The organism is Parahaliea mediterranea (assembly GCF_003402235.1).
Classification (GTDB): Bacteria; Pseudomonadota; Gammaproteobacteria; order Pseudomonadales; family Halieaceae; genus Parahaliea; species Parahaliea mediterranea.
Map to the genome: position 1 here is coordinate 810,124 of NZ_QEWO01000002.1, position 18,015 is coordinate 828,138.

17 protein-coding genes are annotated in these 18,015 nt (G+C 60.3%); 9 read left to right on the forward strand and 8 right to left on the reverse strand.

Annotated features, from left to right (window positions below):
- Both DDZ17_RS09050 and DDZ17_RS09055 read left to right on the forward strand, forming a co-directional pair.
- Complete coding sequence (locus tag DDZ17_RS09050; RefSeq protein ID WP_116365973.1) at positions 1 to 330, forward strand: (2Fe-2S)-binding protein; 330 nt, start codon at positions 1 to 3, stop codon at positions 328 to 330.
- The gene (locus DDZ17_RS09055; RefSeq protein WP_170150190.1) at positions 320 to 1,741 is read left to right on the forward strand and encodes an FAD/NAD(P)-dependent oxidoreductase; all 1,422 of its coding nucleotides are present in this window, start codon (positions 320 to 322) and stop codon (positions 1,739 to 1,741) included. The genes DDZ17_RS09050 and DDZ17_RS09055 overlap by 11 nt, the downstream gene beginning before the upstream one ends.
- On the opposite strand, the gene hpaR is transcribed toward DDZ17_RS09055, so the two are convergent.
- Both hpaR and DDZ17_RS09065 read right to left on the reverse strand, forming a co-directional pair.
- Entirely contained in the window at positions 1,735 to 2,193 is a 459-nt protein-coding gene (hpaR, locus tag DDZ17_RS09060) for a homoprotocatechuate degradation operon regulator HpaR (protein WP_241505835.1), read from the reverse strand. The genes DDZ17_RS09055 and hpaR overlap by 7 nt on opposite strands.
- Positions 2,194 to 2,225: 32 nt before the next feature.
- A complete protein-coding gene (locus DDZ17_RS09065; RefSeq protein ID WP_116365977.1) occupies positions 2,226 to 3,086 on the reverse strand; it encodes a fumarylacetoacetate hydrolase family protein in 861 nt (286 codons plus the stop codon).
- Between the two features lie 206 nt (positions 3,087 to 3,292).
- Between DDZ17_RS09065 and hpaE the strand changes: the two genes are divergently transcribed.
- The 7 genes from hpaE to DDZ17_RS09100 all read left to right on the forward strand — a co-directional run bounded on the left by hpaE (position 3,293) and on the right by DDZ17_RS09100 (position 9,966).
- On the forward strand, positions 3,293 to 4,816 hold the full coding sequence (gene hpaE / locus DDZ17_RS09070; RefSeq protein WP_116365979.1) for a 5-carboxymethyl-2-hydroxymuconate semialdehyde dehydrogenase: 1,524 nt from the start codon (positions 3,293 to 3,295) through the stop codon (positions 4,814 to 4,816).
- Between the two features lie 21 nt (positions 4,817 to 4,837).
- On the forward strand, positions 4,838 to 5,227 hold the full coding sequence (locus DDZ17_RS09075) for a 5-carboxymethyl-2-hydroxymuconate Delta-isomerase (RefSeq protein ID WP_116365981.1): 390 nt from the start codon (positions 4,838 to 4,840) through the stop codon (positions 5,225 to 5,227).
- Positions 5,224 to 6,033, forward strand: a complete 810-nt coding sequence (gene hpaH / locus DDZ17_RS09080) for a 2-oxo-hept-4-ene-1,7-dioate hydratase (protein ID WP_116365983.1) — start codon at positions 5,224 to 5,226, stop codon at positions 6,031 to 6,033. Before DDZ17_RS09075 ends, hpaH begins: the two co-directional genes overlap by 4 nt.
- Positions 6,034 to 6,047: 14 nt before the next feature.
- Entirely contained in the window at positions 6,048 to 6,860 is an 813-nt protein-coding gene (locus tag DDZ17_RS09085; protein WP_116365985.1) for an aldolase/citrate lyase family protein, read from the forward strand.
- 8 nt (positions 6,861 to 6,868) lie between these two features.
- Positions 6,869 to 7,795, forward strand: coding sequence for a 4-hydroxyphenylacetate catabolism regulatory protein HpaA (gene hpaA, locus DDZ17_RS09090; protein WP_116366216.1), 927 nt, complete (start codon positions 6,869 to 6,871; stop codon positions 7,793 to 7,795).
- Between the two features lie 100 nt (positions 7,796 to 7,895).
- Positions 7,896 to 8,822 carry a 3,4-dihydroxyphenylacetate 2,3-dioxygenase gene (hpaD, locus tag DDZ17_RS09095; RefSeq protein WP_116365987.1) on the forward strand — a complete coding sequence of 309 codons (927 nt, stop codon included), beginning with the start codon at positions 7,896 to 7,898 and terminating at the stop codon, positions 8,820 to 8,822.
- Positions 8,823 to 8,868: 46 nt separating this feature from the next.
- Entirely contained in the window at positions 8,869 to 9,966 is a 1,098-nt protein-coding gene (locus DDZ17_RS09100; RefSeq protein ID WP_241505836.1) for an aromatic ring-hydroxylating oxygenase subunit alpha, read from the forward strand.
- A gap of 15 nt (positions 9,967 to 9,981) precedes the next feature.
- On the opposite strand, the gene DDZ17_RS09105 is transcribed toward DDZ17_RS09100, so the two are convergent.
- The 6 genes from DDZ17_RS09105 to DDZ17_RS09130 form a co-directional block, all read right to left on the reverse strand.
- Positions 9,982 to 11,484: an amidase gene (locus tag DDZ17_RS09105; RefSeq protein WP_116365990.1), complete on the reverse strand. Its 1,503-nt coding sequence runs from the start codon at positions 11,482 to 11,484 to the stop codon at positions 9,982 to 9,984.
- A 105-nt stretch (positions 11,485 to 11,589) separates the two neighbouring features.
- The gene (locus tag DDZ17_RS09110) at positions 11,590 to 12,705 is read right to left on the reverse strand and encodes a DmpA family aminopeptidase (protein ID WP_116365992.1); all 1,116 of its coding nucleotides are present in this window, start codon (positions 12,703 to 12,705) and stop codon (positions 11,590 to 11,592) included.
- Positions 12,706 to 12,753: 48 nt separating this feature from the next.
- Positions 12,754 to 13,908: an MFS transporter gene (locus tag DDZ17_RS09115; protein ID WP_157976556.1), complete on the reverse strand. Its 1,155-nt coding sequence runs from the start codon at positions 13,906 to 13,908 to the stop codon at positions 12,754 to 12,756.
- A complete protein-coding gene (locus DDZ17_RS09120; RefSeq protein ID WP_157976557.1) occupies positions 13,898 to 14,296 on the reverse strand; it encodes a nuclear transport factor 2 family protein in 399 nt (132 codons plus the stop codon). Before DDZ17_RS09120 ends, DDZ17_RS09115 begins: the two co-directional genes overlap by 11 nt.
- Positions 14,297 to 14,339: 43 nt before the next feature.
- Positions 14,340 to 15,455 (reverse strand): class II histone deacetylase, encoded by a 1,116-nt coding sequence (locus DDZ17_RS09125; RefSeq protein WP_116365999.1) that lies wholly within the window; start codon positions 15,453 to 15,455, stop codon positions 14,340 to 14,342.
- A gap of 97 nt (positions 15,456 to 15,552) precedes the next feature.
- The gene (locus tag DDZ17_RS09130; protein ID WP_116366001.1) at positions 15,553 to 17,997 is read right to left on the reverse strand and encodes a TonB-dependent receptor; all 2,445 of its coding nucleotides are present in this window, start codon (positions 17,995 to 17,997) and stop codon (positions 15,553 to 15,555) included.
- Positions 17,998 to 18,015: the final 18 nt, after the last annotated feature.

Below are 18,015 nucleotides of genomic sequence, written 5' to 3' on the forward strand. Positions count from 1 at the left end.
ATGGCCAGACGAATTGAACAGGGCGTGCAAAGAGGCGAACCGGTCGAACTGATCGTTGACGGCGGGCCTGTCATTGCCCGCGAGGGAGAAACCCTGGCCAGCGTATTGTTGCTGCAGGGTTGTAGCGCGTTTTACCGGACCCACAACGGCCAGCCCCGGGCACCCTTCTGCAACATGGGCACCTGCTTCGAATGCCGGGTGCAGATTGAAGGGCGCGGCTGGGTGCTTGCCTGCCAGAGCCCGGTCGAGGCGCACATGCAGGTACACACCGGCCGACAGCTGCCCTGCCTCAATGCCGATGCAAGGAAGGCAGACAAGCATGCGCACTGACCTGGCCATTGTCGGCGCCGGTCCGGCGGGTATGGCGGCGGCCCGCATCGCCGCCAGCCACGGCCTGGCGGTAACGGTCATCGACGAGCAGGCCCGTGCGGGCGGGCAGATTCTGCGCCAGCCACCGCAAGCCTTTCGCGTTGACCGCTGGCTGACCGATCGCATCTATAGCCCCCAGCAGCAGCTGCTGCGCCAGAGCACGGAACTCACCAACGTGCGCTGGCTACAGGCCACCACGGTACTGGGCGCCGACCTTGTCGCCGAGGGTGTTCGACTGCAACTAAACGGAGCAGGCGGCACCTGTGAACTGACCGCAGACCGTCTGCTGATCGCCACTGGCTGTCATGACATGCCGGTCAGTTTCCCGGGCAGCACGCTGCCGGGGGTTATGGCCACCGGCGGTATTCAGGCTTTTATCAAGAGCCAGCAAATAGTGCCGGGGGAACGTTTTCTGTTTAGCGGTAGCCATCCCCTGCAATTGATCGTGGCGGACCAGGTGCTGCAGGCCGGCGGCGACGTGGCCGCGGTGCTGTTTTCACAACCGCCTTCGGTTATCGGCCAGGCCCTGCGCCACAGCCCGGCGCTGTTGCCCCACCCCGGAAAGATCCTGTACTTCAGCCGCGCCTGCGCCCGCCTGTTGCGCCGTGGAGTGCCCGTTCGCTTCGGTCAGGTGGCCAGCTGCGCGCGAGGCGATGGCCGCTTGCAGAGTGTCGAAATCACTGCCAGCAAAACGCTGCAAAACGGCGCCCCATCCCGCCCCGTCGATAGTATTGACTGCGACCGTCTCGGCATCGGGTTTGGCTTTCTGGCCAACAGCCAACTCGCCAGCCAGCTCGGCGCTAGCGGCCACTGGTCGGATACCGCTGGCGGCTGGGTCGCGGAGGTGGATGCCTGGATGCGCAGCTCGCTGCCTGGTGTGTACGTTGCCGGCGAGACAACCGGCATTGGCGGCGCCGATGTCGCCCAGCGCGAGGGCGAGCTGGCCGGGCTGGCCGCCGCCTTGGATGCTGGTGTGCTGCCAGTTGATGCGGCGAACAACCAGGCCCGGCCCACACGCCGTGCCCTGCGCTCACTGTATCGCTTTGCCGACCTGCTCAGCCGTCTGTCGCACCCGGGAGCAGACCTGCTGCGCGGGCTAATGACACCGGATAGCACCCTGTGCAAATGTGAGGAGGTCAGCGTTGGCGACGTTACCACCGCCCTCAAGAACAACCCCTTCGCCACCGACATCAATGCGCTCAAGCTGCTGTCACGCTGCGGCATGGGCCTGTGCCAGGGCCGGTACTGCCAATACCAGTTGCGCAGCCTGCTGGCAGAACACCGGGGCGAAGCGGTCTTTCAATCGCGCTTCCCCATCAAGCCTGTATCGATTGGGGAGCTGGTATCCGGCACCAGCGACCAGATTCACTGATTGCGGGGATTCTGCCTATCGGCAGCTGACGCAGAATCGGCAGCGCTGAGTTTATCCGTCAACTCTTCCAGCAATTCGTAGAGCAGTTCCAGCTTGCCATAGCCAAATACCTCGGTAATGTGCTCGTAACGGGCTTCGGATTGCACGGCCATCATCTTCACCAACTCCGCGCCACTGTCACTCAGGCGAATCATGGAACGGCGCTGGTCGGTCTCGGAGGAACGACGCAGGATCAGCTCGCGCTTGAGCAGGTGCTGGACAATACGCGACAGGCTCGGCATGAGCAGATAGCACTGTTCGGCCAATACCGTCATCTCTACCTCCGGCGCCTGGCCCTCCCGGGCATCAAACAGCGCGCGCAAAACACGCCACTGCTGGGGGGACAGGTCGTGCTCACGCAGGTGGGGGATGAACTTCTTCATGACTGCCTCCCGCGCCTTGAGCAGGGACATCGGCAGCGATCGCCTAAACGCACGCATGGGCATCAAAGCTCCTCGTCGGCAACGCCGTTGCAAAGCGTCCCCACGCCCTGCACCTCCACTTCCACCTCGTCACCGGGCACCAGATACCGGGGTGGATCAAAGCGTGCCCCCGCGCCGTTGGGGGTGCCCGTGGCGATCACATCACCCGGTTTCAACGCGCAAAAGGTGGAAAGGTACTCAATGATGAAATCCATGGGAAACATCATACTGGCGGTGGTGTCATCCTGGCGCACCTCGCCATTAACGCGGGTTGTGACGCGCATGTCCCGCAAGGCTTCTGGGGTGAATTCGTCGGCGCTCACCAGCCAGGGGCCCATGGCACCCGAGCGATCGAAGTTCTTGCCCTGGGTGACGTTGAACTTGGCATGGCGCACCCAGTCGCGCAGTGTGCCCTCGTTCATGATGGTCAGGCCGGCGATATGCTCAAAGGCCCGCTCACGCGGAATGCGCCGCCCGCCCTTGCCAATCACCACAACGATCTCGCCCTCGTAATCGAGCTGCCGGGATTCTGGCGGGCGAATCAGGGGCTCCCCGTGGCCGGTGAATGAGTCGGGAAAGCGGATAAACACACTGGGCTTAGTGGGGGCGTCGCTACCGTCTTTGTACTCGGCGTTGCGGTTGGCGTAGTTAACGCCAATGCACAGGATCTTTTCCGGCGCAGCAATGGGCGGCAGCCAGGTTACCTTCTGCAGGGAAAGCGTCGGCAGCCCTTCTAAGGCCACCGAGGCAAGCGCGTTCTGCTCGATTGCGCACTTCAGGCTGGGCGCTATGTGCGCAAGATCCACAAGCCGGTCTTCGCCAGCCTCATGGATCACCGCCCCCCAGGACTCCTGGCCTGCACGGCAGTAAGTTGCTAACCGCATTTCTCCTCCTTTGGCACCCTATCGACATGCTTCAGAAACACCACAATATAGTTAACTCGTTATCTTATCAACCCGCAGAGAACGAAAGTGTCGGCGCATATCACTGGTTATTATCCAGATTTTCCGAAATACCATCACAAAATCACCTAAGGGCTGGCCAACTATTATTTAACGCGTTATATTTATTGCTCTACGGAGGAACCGCCATGTCCGATTTGACGCACAACCTGTCTCGCGCCCAAGCCTACCTGCAGCGCTTCCGCGACAAACCGACCACGCACTACATCAACGGCGCCTGGACGCCTGCGAGTGGCGACACCTTCGACAACCTGACACCGGTCGACAACAGCAGCCTTGGCAAAGTCGCCGCCGGAACTGCCGATGACATCGACGCTGCATGCGCAGCGGCCGAACAGGCCTTCCCGGCGTGGCGGGACCTCAGCGGCCAAGAGCGCAAGCAATGCCTGCACCGGTTTGCAGACCTTCTGGTGGAGCGCGCGGATGAAATCGCCCTGGTTGAAAGCATGGATTGCGGACAGCCCCTGCGTTTCATGAAGCAGGCGGCAGTTCGCGGGGCTGCAAACTTTCGCTTCTTTGCCGACAAAGCCCCGGAGGCTCGCAACGGCCAGGCCCTCTATCAGCCAGAGCACTCCAACCTGACCCTGCGCACCCCTATTGGCCCCGTGGGCGTTATCACGCCCTGGAATACGCCCTTCATGCTGGCTACCTGGAAGATCGCGCCGGCGCTTGCCGCTGGCTGTACAGTCGTGCACAAGCCGGCAGAATTCAGCCCCCTTACGGCGGCCATTCTGGCCGAAGCCAGCGAGCAGGCACTGCCGCCGGGGGTATGGAACATGGTCAACGGCTTTGGCGAAAGCGCGGGCAAGCGCCTAACCGAACACCCCGCCATTCGCGCCATCGCTTTTGTTGGTGAGTCAGTTACCGGCTCGCACATCATGGCTCAGGGTGCACCCACCCTGAAGCGAATGCACTTCGAACTGGGCGGCAAGAACCCGGTGATCGTGTTTGACGACGCCGATTTCGATCGGGCGCTGGATGCGGTGGTCTTTATGTTGTACAGCCTCAATGGCCAGCGCTGCACTTCAAGTAGCCGATTGCTGGTGCAATCCGGCATACGGGACCGGTTTATCGCGGCCCTTAAGGCCCGGGTACAGAACCTCAATGTGGGCCACCCTCTGGACCCCGCCACCGAAGTGGGCCCGCTGATCCACAGCAGTCATTACCAGAAGGTACTGGACTACATGGCCATTGCACGTGAAGAGGGTGCGCACATCGCGGTGGGCGGCCACCCGTTCGAGGGCGACAACATCAGCCGCGACGGCAATTATGTACAGCCCACGCTGTTCACCGGTGCGCGCAATGACATGCGCATTGCCAGGGAGGAGATTTTCGGCCCCGTGCTGACGGTACTGAGTTTTGACACGGAAGATGAGGCCATCACCATCGCCAACGACAGCCCCTACGGCCTGGCCGCCTACGCCTGGACGGGCGATCAGGGCCGCGCCATGCGGCTGGCCCACGCCATCGACACCGGCATGCTGTGGATCAACTCAGAAAACAACCGCAATCTTCCATCGCCGTTCGGCGGCGTCAAAATGAGCGGCGTCGGCCGGGATGGTGGCGATTACAGCTTCGACTTCTACATGGAAACAAAAAACGTCTGCCTGGCGCACGGCACCCACAAGGTGCCAGAGCTCGGCAAACACTGATCGCAGCGACAGGACCATCCCATGCATTTTGTGCTCGAATACTCCGACAATGTCGAACCCGACACCCTGGCACCCCAGGTTCTGTTCGCCGCACTGCACGACTGTGCCGTAGCGACCGGATTGTTCCCGCTCAAGGGTATTCGTAGCCGCGCCTACGCCTGCCACGACTATCGCCTGGCGGATGGCAATCCGGCGCACCGTTTTGTCCATCTCACGGCCCTGATTGGCAGCGGCCGTAGCGATGAGGAAAAGGAAGCGGCGGCACGCGCCCTCTACGCCGTGTATGAGCGTCATTTCGACGGCTGCTTCGATAGCGGCGGTATGGCACTGTCGTTTGAGATGAAGGAGTTGGCACCCGCACTCAAGTACAACAGAAACAACATTGACCAGCACCTGGAGGCGGCGTCGTGACAACTCTCAGCCAGCCGCAGATAGAGGCTGCGGCTGCCGAACTGCTCACTGCCGAGCACGAGCGGGTGCAGATTGCCGCACTCACCCGGCGCTATCCGGCGATGGATATGGAAGACGCCTACGCCGTCCAGTCGGCCTGGGTGCAGCGCAAGATCGCTGGCGGAGATGATGTCATTGGCTACAAGATTGGCCTGACATCCCGGGTAATGCAGCGCGCCATGAAAATAGACACGCCGGACTTCGGTGTATTGTTGCAGTCGATGTGGTTTGCCAACCGCAGCCGCATCGCTCATGCCGACTTCACCGACCCACGCATTGAAGTGGAACTCGCTTTTGTCCTCAAAGAGCGCCTGTCTGGTGACAACCTCTGCATCGACGACGTACTGGATGCCACCGACTACGTTGTGCCGGCGCTGGAACTGATTGCGGCGCGCAGTTACCGGGTCGATCCGGCCGGCGGCTACACGCGCACGGTGATGGACACCATCGCCGACAATGCAGCCAATGCCGGCATCATCGTCGGCGAACAGCATTTTGCGCCGCGGGCCATTGACCTGCGCTGGAGCGGCGCCATTCTCTATCGCAATGGCGTCATCGAGGAAACCGGACTGGCCGCCGCAGTGCTCGACCACCCGGCGAACGGCATCTGCTGGCTCGCCCGACGCCTCGCCCCGCACGGCATTGCCCTGGAGCCAGGTCAGATTCTGCTGTCGGGCTCATTCACCGCCCCCATCACGGTGCAACCCGGCGACACTGTGTGGGCCGATTACGGCCCCCTGGGCGACATTCGCTGCCAGTTCACCTGACAACAGGAGGCGGTATGCAAACGCCACGCAACACCTTCAAACAGGCCCTGCGCCACGGGCACCAGCAATACGGCTTCTGGCTGGGGCTGTGCAACCCGTTGTCAGCGGAGTTGTGCGGGCTGATCGGCTACGACTGGCTGTTGATCGATGCCGAGCACGCACCCAATGACCTGACCGCCCTGCACGGGCAGTTACTGGCCATAGAGAACACCCCCTCGCAGGCCGTTGTACGCCTGGTTGACGGCAATCCGTCTCTTATCAAGCAGGTGCTTGACCTGGGCGCTCAGACCCTGCTGGTGCCAATGGTGGAAACGGCAGAGCAGGCAAAAGAACTGGTTGGCGCCATGCACTATCCGCCAAACGGACGGCGCGGCGTGGGTACGGCGCTTGCCCGGGCCGCGCGCTGGAATCAGGTAGAAGGCTATTTTGCCGACGCTAACGAACAGATGTGCCTGCTGGTCCAGGTCGAGACCGTTACCGCGCTTGCAAACCTCGACGACATTCTGGCTGTGGACGGCGTGGACGGGGTGTTCGTCGGACCGGCGGACCTCGCGGCCTCGATGGGCCACCTCGGCAACCCCGCCCACCCCGACGTGAAGGCAGCCGTGACACAGGCACTGCAGCGTATCCGCGCCGCTGGCAAGGCGGCCGGCACGCTAGCCACCCAGCGCGAGCTGGCCCGGCAGTACGAGCGCTGCGGCGCCCAGTTTGTCGCCCTGGGCGTCGACACCCAGGTACTGGCCAATACTGCCAGGGAACTGCTCATCAGGCACACCAGTGGCGGTGGCGAATCCTCACAGGGCGAACAAGGCAACGGCGCCTACTGATCCCGATGATGGCCACCGCAGCACATCCCAGCCCCGAGTGGATACCCAATATCAACCTTGGCGAGGACTACGACCAGCGCTACACCGACGCCATCATTCACTATGATGCCCTGGACAATCTGGCCGGCTTTTTCGGGCGCGATATGCCCGTACACCGACACGCGCAGTTTCTGCAGATCCACTACATTGAGCAAGGCGCGGTTCGTTTTCATATCGACGACAAACTCTATGAAACCTGCGGCCCGGCCTTGTTCCTAACGCCGCCGGCCACCCCCCACTCCTTTTGCACCGAAGCCAACGCAGGTGGCCATGTGCTCACCGTGCACCAGTCGATGGTGTGGCGCCTGCTGCGGGAAGGGCAGCAGCGGCAGGCCAACCTGCCCCTTGACCAGGGGGTGTGCCTGACGGCGCCTACTGCGGGCCACACCGGATTGGCCTTGTGGCGTCACCTGCAAACTGTTTTGCAGCAACTAGGCGAGGAATGGCAGAACAGCCATCCGGGCAAAGCCATGGCGCTGGAATACCTGGTCGGCCTGCTGTTGCTGCAGATTGCGCGACTGAGTCGCCAGTGCGCACACAGCACCGCCGTCCCCGGCGACGACCTGAAGCACTTTCACCGCTTCAGCAAACAAGTAGAGCTCCACTTTCGCCAGCACTGGCGCCTTAGTCACTACGCGCAGGCAATGGGCCTGTCAGAAAGTCGACTCAACCAGGTGTGCCAGCGGGTATCGAACAGCACACCCAAGAAGATCGTTCACGAACGCCTTTTGCAAGAGGCCAAGCGCATGCTGATATTCGGCACTCATTCGATCAATGGCATTGCCTACGAACTGGGATTTAGCGACCCGGGCTACCTGTCGCGCTTCTTTAAAAGTCAGGTGGGCTTGAGCCCGCTGGCCTACCGAAGGCTGCAACAGCGCAGCAGCACACGATGAAAGTCCTGTTTTTAACGATTTTTTTGCATTTTAATATCCTGCTTGCCGCCGGATACTGACGCAATCAATAAGCACAAGCCGGTTTCACGGAGTACCGATCATGGGCACAGTCGCACTGGCCGCAAAAGTTACCCACGTACCCTCCATGTACCTGTCTGAACTCGACGGACCGACCAAAGACTGTCGCAAGGCAGCCATTGAGGGGCACCAACTTATCAGCCAGCGTTGCCGCGAATTGGGTGTGGATACCCTGGTGGTCTTTGATACCCACTGGCTGGTGAACTCCGCCTACCACATCAACTGCCGGGAACGTGCCCACGGCACCTACACCAGCAATGAACTACCGCACTTTATCAATAACATGGACTTTGACGTACGCGGCAACCCCCTGCTCGGAGAAATACTCGCCCGGGAGTGCAACGCCCAGGGGGTGGAAACACTGGCCCATGTAAACACCACGCTGGACCCGGAGTACGGCACGCTGGTGCCGATGCGCTATATGAACCCGGATCAGCACTTCAAGGCGATTTCGGTCTCGGCCCTGTGCACGGTCCACTACCTCAACGACAGCGCCCGACTCGGCTGGGCTATGCGCGAGGCCGTGGAAAAACACTACGACGGCACGGTGGCCTTTCTCGCCAGCGGCTCCCTGTCACACCGCTTCGCCCAGAATGGCATGGCCCCGGATTACCTCAACCGCGTGTGGAGTCCGTTCCTCGAGCACCTCGACCACAATATGCTCGAACTCTGGCAGCAGGGCGACTGGACTACGTTCTGTGCCATGCTGCCGGAATACGCCGCCAAGGGGCACGGCGAAGGTTTCATGCACGACACGGCCATGCTGCTGGGTGTGCTGGGCTGGTCCGACTATGACCAGCCAGCGGAAATTGTCACGCCCTACTTTGGCAGTTCGGGTACCGGACAGGTCAACGCCATTTTTGCGGTGACACCCCAATCCGGTGCGGCCGTACCGGCACCACAGGCGTCGCGCACCGCCGCCATGACCTATGGCGACAGTCGCCTGTAAGCGCGTCGCAGCACCTTTTCGAACGACCCGATACAAGAGGCCCAACGTGAATATCGAGAGAACCTTTGTTGAGAACCTGTGGTATGCCGCAGCCTGGGAATGGGAGGTTGCCGAGGCGGACAACAAACTCGCCAGAACCATCTGCGACGTACCCCTGGTGTTCTACAAGTCAGAAAGCCAGGGTTATGTTGCGCTGGACAACCGCTGCTGCCACCGCTCTGCCCCCCTGTCACTAGGGCGCGTTGAGGGCAACTGCCTGCGCTGCATGTATCACGGCCTACTGTTCAACCCGGCGGGTGAGGTCATCGAAATCCCCGGGCAGGAGCACATTGGCAACAACATGAAGGTGCGCAGCTACCCGGTGTGCGCCAAAGGCGGCATGCTGTGGATCTGGATGGGCGATGCACAAAAGGCTGATGAGGGCGATATCCACGATTTCGCGCCACTGAGCCAGCCCGAGAAGTGGCGCGGCTTCGACCGCGGCGACTACCTGCACTACGACGCCAACTGGCTGCTCATCGTGGATAACCTGGCCGACTTCTCCCACGTTGCCTTCGTACACGCCAACACCCTGGGTGGTTCCGAAGCCTACGCCTACGACACCCACGCCGAAGATCTTGAGAAACTCGACAATGGTTTCAGTGTGGTTCGCTGGCACCGAAACAGTGGCCCGCCGCCCTTTCACCGCAAGGTGATTCCCGCACAGGAACACGACGTCAACCTTGACCGCTGCAACGCCATGGCGATGTACTTGCCCGGCGTATTCCTGATGGAGACCCTGTTTGAGCCGGTCGGGGAAAACGCCGGCCTGGGCCAGCGGCGCGAATACCGCAACTGCCAGTTCATGACACCGGAGACGCGCAATACCACGCATTTTTTCTGGGACTACCTGCACGGCTACGACCTGGACAACCCGGCCATTGCTGAATCCCTCAAGGAGTCCTTGATGGAAGGCTTTATGGAAGACAAGGTATTCATTGAGGCTCAGCAAAAACTGCTGGAAAAAAGCCCGGACTTTGTACCGAAATCGTTCACTGCCGACCGCGCCTTCTCCCACTTCCGCAATCGCTGGAAGGCGCGCCTGGAAGAAGAGGACACTATCGCCCCGCTAGCCTTCAGGGACAACCCCCGGCGGATTCTCTAGCGGCGCGAAACGGGCCTATTGCGCCTGGTTATCTGCCACCTGCAGGGTCGGGCGCTTGGCCAGCCATTCGGTACGTTGGACATAGGCGCGAGCAAAAGACAGTACCCTGGCATCGGCGCCAAAGGGCCCGATTACCTGCACCCCCATGGGCCTGCCGCTTTCATCAAACCCTGCCGGGAGGTTCACCACGGGGCAGCCAGAGAGGGTGCCACCGATAACCACCTCCATCCAACGGTGATAGGTGTCCATCTTCACCTCACCTATCGCTTTCGGCCAGTGCAAGCCTGCGTCAAACGGAAATACCTGTGCTGTTGGCAGCACCAGGAAATCATAGCGCTGGAATAACGTAAGCAGGGCACGGTACCAGTCGCTGCGGGCGACACCGGCGGCAGCCACATCGGCCGCATCGAGTCTCAGACCGTTCTCTATCTCCCAGACCAGTTCGGGCTTCATTTGCGCACGCTTGTCTGGCTGGGCATACAGCGGCCCTGAGCCACCGGCAATTGCCCACTGCCGAAGGGTCAACCAGCAACGCCACAAGCGATCCATATCGTAGTCCGGCGCAGCATCCTCCACGGCAATGCCGTAGGGTTCGACGCCGGCCAGCGCGCGTCTGCACAGGCTGAGCAGGCCGGCTTCCATCGGCAGGTAACCGTTGTAGTCGCCCAGCCAGCCGAGGCGCAGCGCCGAAAATTCGGCGTCCGTCATCGGCGGAGCACCGCTGAAGGAGTCGCGTAAACTCAGGGGAGCGCGGCTGTCGGCACCAGCCAGAGTGCCAAGAAGCTGTACCACATCGTCCACATCGCGGCCCATGGGGCCTTCGTAACCCAACTGCTGCAGAAACAGGTCGCCCCCCACATGAGGCACACGCCCCTGGGTGGGACGAAAGCCAATCACATTGTTAAATGCAGCAGGATTGCGCAGCGACCCCATCATATCGCTGCCATCGGCCACCGGCAGCATGCGTGTCGCCAGGCCCACAGCAGCGCCGCCACTGCTACCGCCGGCTGCCAGGCTCGGCCGATAAGCATTGCGCGTCACACCGTAGACAGGGTTATAGGTTTGCGAGCCCAGCCCGTACTCCGGCACATTGGTCTTGCCGATGAAAATAGCGCCTGCCGAGCGCATTCGCGCAGTAATCAGGCTGTCCTTGGCGGCAATACGGTCACGGAACAGTGGGGAGCCCCCGCTACTGACCATGCCGGCTACATCGGAGAGGTCTTTGACCGCATGGGGCATGCCGTGCATCCACCCGCGGTAGTGACCGCGGGCCAGGTCCCGGTCGGCGGCATCTGCCAGGCGCAGCAGTTCGGCGCCATCTGGCATGGCAACGATGGCGTTGTACAGCGGGTTGTAACGCTCGATACGCGCCAGGTAGGCCGACATGACCTCACGACAACTGACCGATTGCGCGCGGATGGCCGCAGAGAGCACCAGAGCGCTCATGTCGCAGATATCCGACGGCAACTGGCTCTGGGAAGCCGCGCCTGCCCCCAGGGCCGGGTGCAGCGCTGCCATACCCACGGCTGCCACGGAGGCACCCAACAAACGACGGCGGCTCAGCCCGCCACCTGATGTTCTCTGTGTCTCGTGCATAGTAGCGAATCCGTTCCAAGGGGTGGCTTATTCCACAAGCCGATGATAGCGGCGCAGGATTGTGCGCAGAGCGTCATGATCCAGCGCTTGGAGAATCTGGCCTGGTGGCTTGAAGGTGGGAACGGACTGCGCCGCCACCATCGCGTTCAGCACGGACTCTTCCACTGCTTGGACAGCTGCTTCGTGAATTACATCGCAGTGCGCATCGTTGATGCACTCCAGCGCGAACGAGCGCGGTTGCTCTGCACCCAGCGCAGGCATATGAATGTCATTCGCGGTTGAGAACGCCAACATGAGGTCGCCCGAAAAATGGCCGCCGTAAGTGCCGGTTCTGGCGATACCCAAGGCGCCACGCTTGGCGAGGCGCTTTAACTGCGTTGGCAACATGGGAATATCGGTGGCTATGATCGCAATGATCGATCCGGTTTCGTGCCCGGTTGCGCCTGAGATAATCGCGTTTTCGCTCAAGTGCTGGCCGACCGGAACACCAGCGACAGTGAACTCAGGCCGCAATCCGAAGTTCGACTGCACAAAGGCCGCAACGGTGTACGACGTGCCCTGAATATCGATCACCCGGGAGCTGGTGCCGCTGCCGCCTTTGAATTCATAGGTCTGCATTCCGGTACCGCCACCCACGTTGCCCTCCTCCACGCGGCCTGTGGTGGCGTTGTCCAGCGCCTCGATGACATGCTGCTCAGTGATATGCTGCGCACAGATATCATTGAGCAGGCCGTCATAGGTTTCTGCGATAACCGGCATCGCCCAGCTGTGGTATTCACGGTAATGTTCCCGGTACTGCCGTACCATCCAGGCTACGGTAGCATGATGGGCAACACCCACGGAGTGGCTGTTGGTCAGGCAAATGGGGCTGGCGAAGTAACCCGCATCATCGATCCAGTGGGTACCGGTCATCTCGCCGTTGCCGTTCAGGTCAAACTGGCCAGCCCAAACTGGCCGCGGCTGTTCGCCGCGCCCCCGTGGAAGAATCGCCGTAACCCCCGTACACGCGGGGCCGGCATTGCCGGCAGCCGCGCGAATAACGGTGCTATAGCCCACCTCCACGCCCGCCACATCAGTAATCGCATTCCATTTGCCAGTGTTCCCAGCCAGGGGTATACCCAATGCGCGTGCTCTTACTGTCATGGCTGTCCTCTACAGATGGTTGTCAGGTCGTACATGTTAGAAACGACGCTAGCAGGCGACGGTGGCAGGCCGGCTGGTGCCCCGTTGCCAGGCAATTACAAACAACAACAGGCTACCCACAATCCCGACGATCGCCAGTATGAGTACCGATTGGTAACTTTCCCGGGTGACATACAGCGCTGCAATCAAGGGGCCCGCCGCGGCGCCAAATCCGTGGAACGCCGGTGCAACCGCAACGCCCCTGCCACTGTCATCTACCCTCTGCACCGCTGCGTACTGGAAGGTCAGGCAAAAATTCCAACTGAAGTTATACAGTGCCAGCGCCACCATATAGGCTGGACCGGTGAGGCTCATCGACAACAGAGCAATCGAACCAAGCATGATCACCGACCCAAGTGTCAACGGCACGATCTGGCCAAAGCGATCGTCACACCAGGATCCAGCCAGTGCACCGGGTATTCCAAAACTGACACCCACGGCCAGGCTCAGGCCGATAAAATCCGGCGCCAGCCCGGCTGCCGAGCCCATGCGCTCAATAAACGCCCACACCGCCCCAACATTAAAAAAGAACATGAAGCAGCCCAATAAAGCCAGCACCGCCGGCACGCGAAGCAATGGCCCATGCCGCACCCGTTGCGGCGACAACAGGCCTCGCGGCGGTAGCAGGGCTGACAGAAAAAGGCCCACCACATCCAGCACCAGCAGCAGAACCAGCACTGCGGCAAAACCGTGAGCCTCGGTAAATGCCGGTAACAGCAGCATTCCCACGACCTGAAAGCTCACCTGGGCCGCCACCGAAAAACCAAAGTAGCGCGCCGCTTTGGGCTCATCTGCCAGTACTGTCAGCGCGATGGAGTACGCCGCGCCGCCGCCAAGCCCGGTGAGCAAAAGCAACACTGTCAGGACATCGGCGCGGGATGTGAAAAGGCAGCCAATATGGCCAGCGAGTATCAGCAGTACTGAAACCAGTGTGGCCCTGCGCCAGTTCACAAGGCGAATCCACAACAGCGCGACAGCGGAACTTACTGCAGCCCCCCCCATCACCGCTGTTGCAAGCAGGCCCACCCTGGCTTCGCTGAGTTGGAAATCCGCCGCTGCAGCCGCAACAAGCAGCGGTAGGATAAGGAATCCCCCCGTAGCAATGAAGCTCAGAAGGATGGCTGCAACAATCGACGAACGAGAGTCATATCGATCATGTGTCACGGCCATTCTCCGGCGCTGATTCAAACAGCTTTGCGGTGATGTACCACTGGCCATCCTCCAGCATCAGGTGGAAGTGGTTGATAAAATTCATGCCGAGATAGCCCTGCTCGTGCAGTTCCACGGTGCCAATACGGTCGCTCACGATGACCGCCTTGATCGTCGCCTCATAGGGAAGCCCGGTTGTCTGTGGCGCTGGATTCTGCGCCACTGCATCAAAAAATGGCTCCGGCGTACCCAATATCTCTGCCCCGCCCAGAAAGCCGCTCATCGAAGCCTCGTCGTGGAATAGGGCGCGCAGGGCCATCGTGTCACCACTGCGACAGGCCTTTACATAGGACTCAATAACCGCCCTCACGGCCAGCGCCTGTTCTTGATCCTTGCGTGACATAGCCGCACTCTCCCCGTTTGACCAGATCAGTTTGACACTCATGCTAAGCCAGGGCCGCCAACAAAGCCTCTGCCTTTGTGATCGCGTCGGACTGGTGCGGCTGCAGCGCTTGGCCGCCCAGCGCCGCATGCATCTCCAGGAAAGGGTCCTGCGTTCCGGTGCGAACTCCACTCAGTGCCTCCATTACTGCCAGGCCGAAGAATGGTACTGTCCAGGTGTTGTACCCACCTTCATGGCACATCAGCAGACGGCCATCGCAATGGCGATCAGCCGCGGCAAGCAGCATTTCGGTCAGCTGCCGGTAACCGTCGCTGTGCATTTGCATGCGCCCCAAAGGGTCATAAGCTCCCGCATCAAAACCGGAAGGCACAATAATCAACTGGGGCTTATAGGCATCAAGCGCCGGAATTACCACGCGCTCCCATGCTGCCTCATAGGCACCCACACCGGAACCCGCAGGCAGAGGCACGTTGAGGTTGAAACCCACCCCCGCACCCGTGCCGCGCTCGTGTAAATGGCCCGAGTCCGGTGGAAAGCAATTGTCCTGGTGCACCGATATTGTGAGCGCCCGCGGGTCGCTGTAGAAGGCGCTTTGCGTCCCGTTACCATGGTGAACATCCCAGTCGACCAGGGCGATACGCTCCAGTCCGTAGTGCTCAAGCGCGTGAAAGCCGGCTATAGCAGCATTGCCGAGGAGACAGAAGCCCATGCCCATATCGGCCAGCGCGTGATGGCCCGGAGGGCGTACCAGAGCGTAGGCATTATCCACGCTGCCTTCCATGATCGCTTCGAGCGCCGCCAGTACTCCCCCGGCGGACAACAGCGCTATCTCGTAGCTGCCCCGGCCCATTGGCGTGAAGATACCCGCATCACCGCCGTGTTCACCGCTCAGGGCTTTAAGCTTGTCGAGATACCCCGCCGTGTGAAAACGAAGAATTTCTGCTTCTGTAGCCTCCCGCGGTGCAATCGGGTGCAGTAGCGGGGTCAGCCCGGCGACCTCGAGAAGATTACGAAACCGGCGCTTGGTTTCGGGGTTTTCCGCGTGGGTATCTGGTTGGACGGGGTTGCCGTAGGGCATCGGCCCGGCGTAGTTACCAGTGTTATGCCACAAGTACAGTTCATGGGCGACAAAACCGGTACGGGTGGGGCGAGAAGTCATGACGTGTTCGCTCCTTCATCATGCGCACAAAGCTGGGTATTGGTAAAAAAGAGCCCGGAAGCCCGGGCCCAAGCAGGTTGAGCAGTAGAGGGTATTGTCACTGCCCAAGGAAATAGCTGAGGGTTACACCGTAGGTACGCGGCATACCGTAGCTGCGAACGTAGGGTCCGTTACCACCGGTATAGGCTGCGGGATAGTAGTCCTCATCCGTCAGGTTGCGCGTCCACAGCAAGGCACGCCAGCGACCATCAGCAGAACCAATACCCACGCGCGCGTTGAAGACGGTGTAATCCTCTGTGGCACGTTGCGGCGTAGGGCCACCGGTGGTGTCATCGGTAAAACTGACGTCTGCCGCCACCTCCATGCTCAACGCATCGCCGACGGGCCACTCATAGCTAACCAATGCCGTATAGGACCACTCTGGCGCCTGCGGCAGTTCAATCCCCGAAACATCGCGGGTCACTGTCACTGGCCAGGCACTCGCATCCGGGTCAACCGCATTCCATTCGGTCACTTCCGTATCCAGCCAGGCAATCCCTGCGCTCAACGACAGCCCATCCATCGGCAGCCATTGCAAATCCAGTTCCGCGCCGAAGATTTCTGACTCAGGCACGTTGGTCAAGCCAGAGATATTGCCGACAAACGTCACCGCTGTATCGGTTTCCTGCTTGTCTTCGTAGTCATAGAAGAAGGTAGCCGCATTCAGTTGCATAGCTCCATCAAGCAGGGTCGTTTTGGCACCCAACTCATAGGAAGTCAGCACTTCCTCGTCATAGGGCTTGAGTTGCTGGGTTGTATTGGAGTTTGCGCCGTTAAATCCACCAGATTTGAAGCCGTTGGAAATGGTGCCGTACAACAGAATGTCGTCATTCAAGGCATAGTCCAGACCGATCTTGCCCATCCAGCGCTTGGTGTCGATGGTATCCTCAAAGACCTGGAAGGCGTCGTTAACCTGCGCGGTGCCAATCAGGTTGAAGATGTAATCGGGTGAATCGGGGTTGTCGTTGATCGTGCCGCAATCGCCCGCCCCCAGCGTGGAGCCAAACTGAGCATTGAGGAAATTGCCCAGCGAACCATCTTCCGCCACAAAGGTGCAGCCGGCCCACTCACGCTCTTCTTCGGTATAGCGGGCGCCCAATGTCAAACGCCACTTCTCCGTCAGCATCCATTCAACATGACCGAAAACCGCAGCCGACTCGGTCTCCTGTTTGTACTTCGTATCAAGTTCCAGAATCGGGGTGGCGGCGAACTGTGCAACTCCCCAGGGAATGGAGCCCTGCCCAAACACAGAGTCAGCCATGAAGTAATGATAGTACTCTTCCATCTCATCGTGAGAGTAGTACAGGCCGGCAATCCAGCTCACCTCGCCGGTGTCACCTGAAATCCGCAGTTCCTGGGAGAATACGTCCAGGTCAGTGGTGTTAATGTTGCTGGAGTCGGTGAAGAATCCGCCGTCCCAGTCATTGGACTCGGTGCGCTCAAACTCGTCATAACCGGTAATGGAGGTGACAGTCATATCACCAATGTCCCAGTTTATCCTTGCCATGAAGCCGGTAAGTTCGTTGTCGCGCTGGGGCCTAAGATCAAACGTCTTGCCAGTGATGGGACTGGTGTAGCTATTGGTCCAGTCGGCAGCTTCTGCGTCATCGGTGGAGTACCAGGGCGGCGTCTCGCCAAAATGATCGCCACCTGGCAGGCGGTACTCGTCCAAGGGTGAATAGGGGTTGTTGAACTCACCCAGCCCAATCTCATTGCCGTTATAGGGGGAATTGGCGCGATTCTCCGACTTATCTTGTACGTAATGCGCGCTCAGAAGAATGCTCACGTTATCCGTCGCATCGATATTGATGGTGCCCCGCGCTGCGGTGGCGTCCTTCTCGCCCAATTCGTCATCGCGCGAAAGGCTCTCCTGCCAGCCCTCACCAGACTGTGTGGTTTTGAAAGCCAGCCGGCCCTGCACGAGGTCACTACCGCCTGACACGAAGCCTTCAAGATCAAAGGTTTCGTAGCTGCCATAACTGCCTATGACCCCGGCCTCAAACTCGCGCGTGGGCTTATTGCTGATGAAGTTGATCTGCCCGGCCGTGGTGTTGCGACCGTACAGGTCTCCCTGTGGTCCCTTGAGCACCTCAACCCGGGCCGTATCGAATACCAGGCCTCGGGTCATAACCGTGTAGGGCATAGCGACTTCGTCAAAGTAGATACCGACGGTGGAAGACGCCGCCGTTGAATAGTCCTGAAAACCAACCCCACGAATGGTGTACAGAGGAACACCTGTCGCGGCAGTTTCATTCACCGTGAGACCCGGTGTCATCATCGCGATATCTTCCGCAGTCAGAACACCAAAATCCTGCAGTTGCTGGCCGGTAAAGGCATTGATTGTGATACCCACATCGTTGGCGCCCTGCTCACGCTTTTGCGCAGTAACCACCACTTCTTCAATCTGGGCGGCAAGTGCCGACTGCGCGGGCGCCAGCAGGGACACCGCGAGTGCGCCCCATAGTGCGGAACGCATTTTGTCGTACTGGATGGGACTGTTCATCGTTTGTAACCCCTCAAT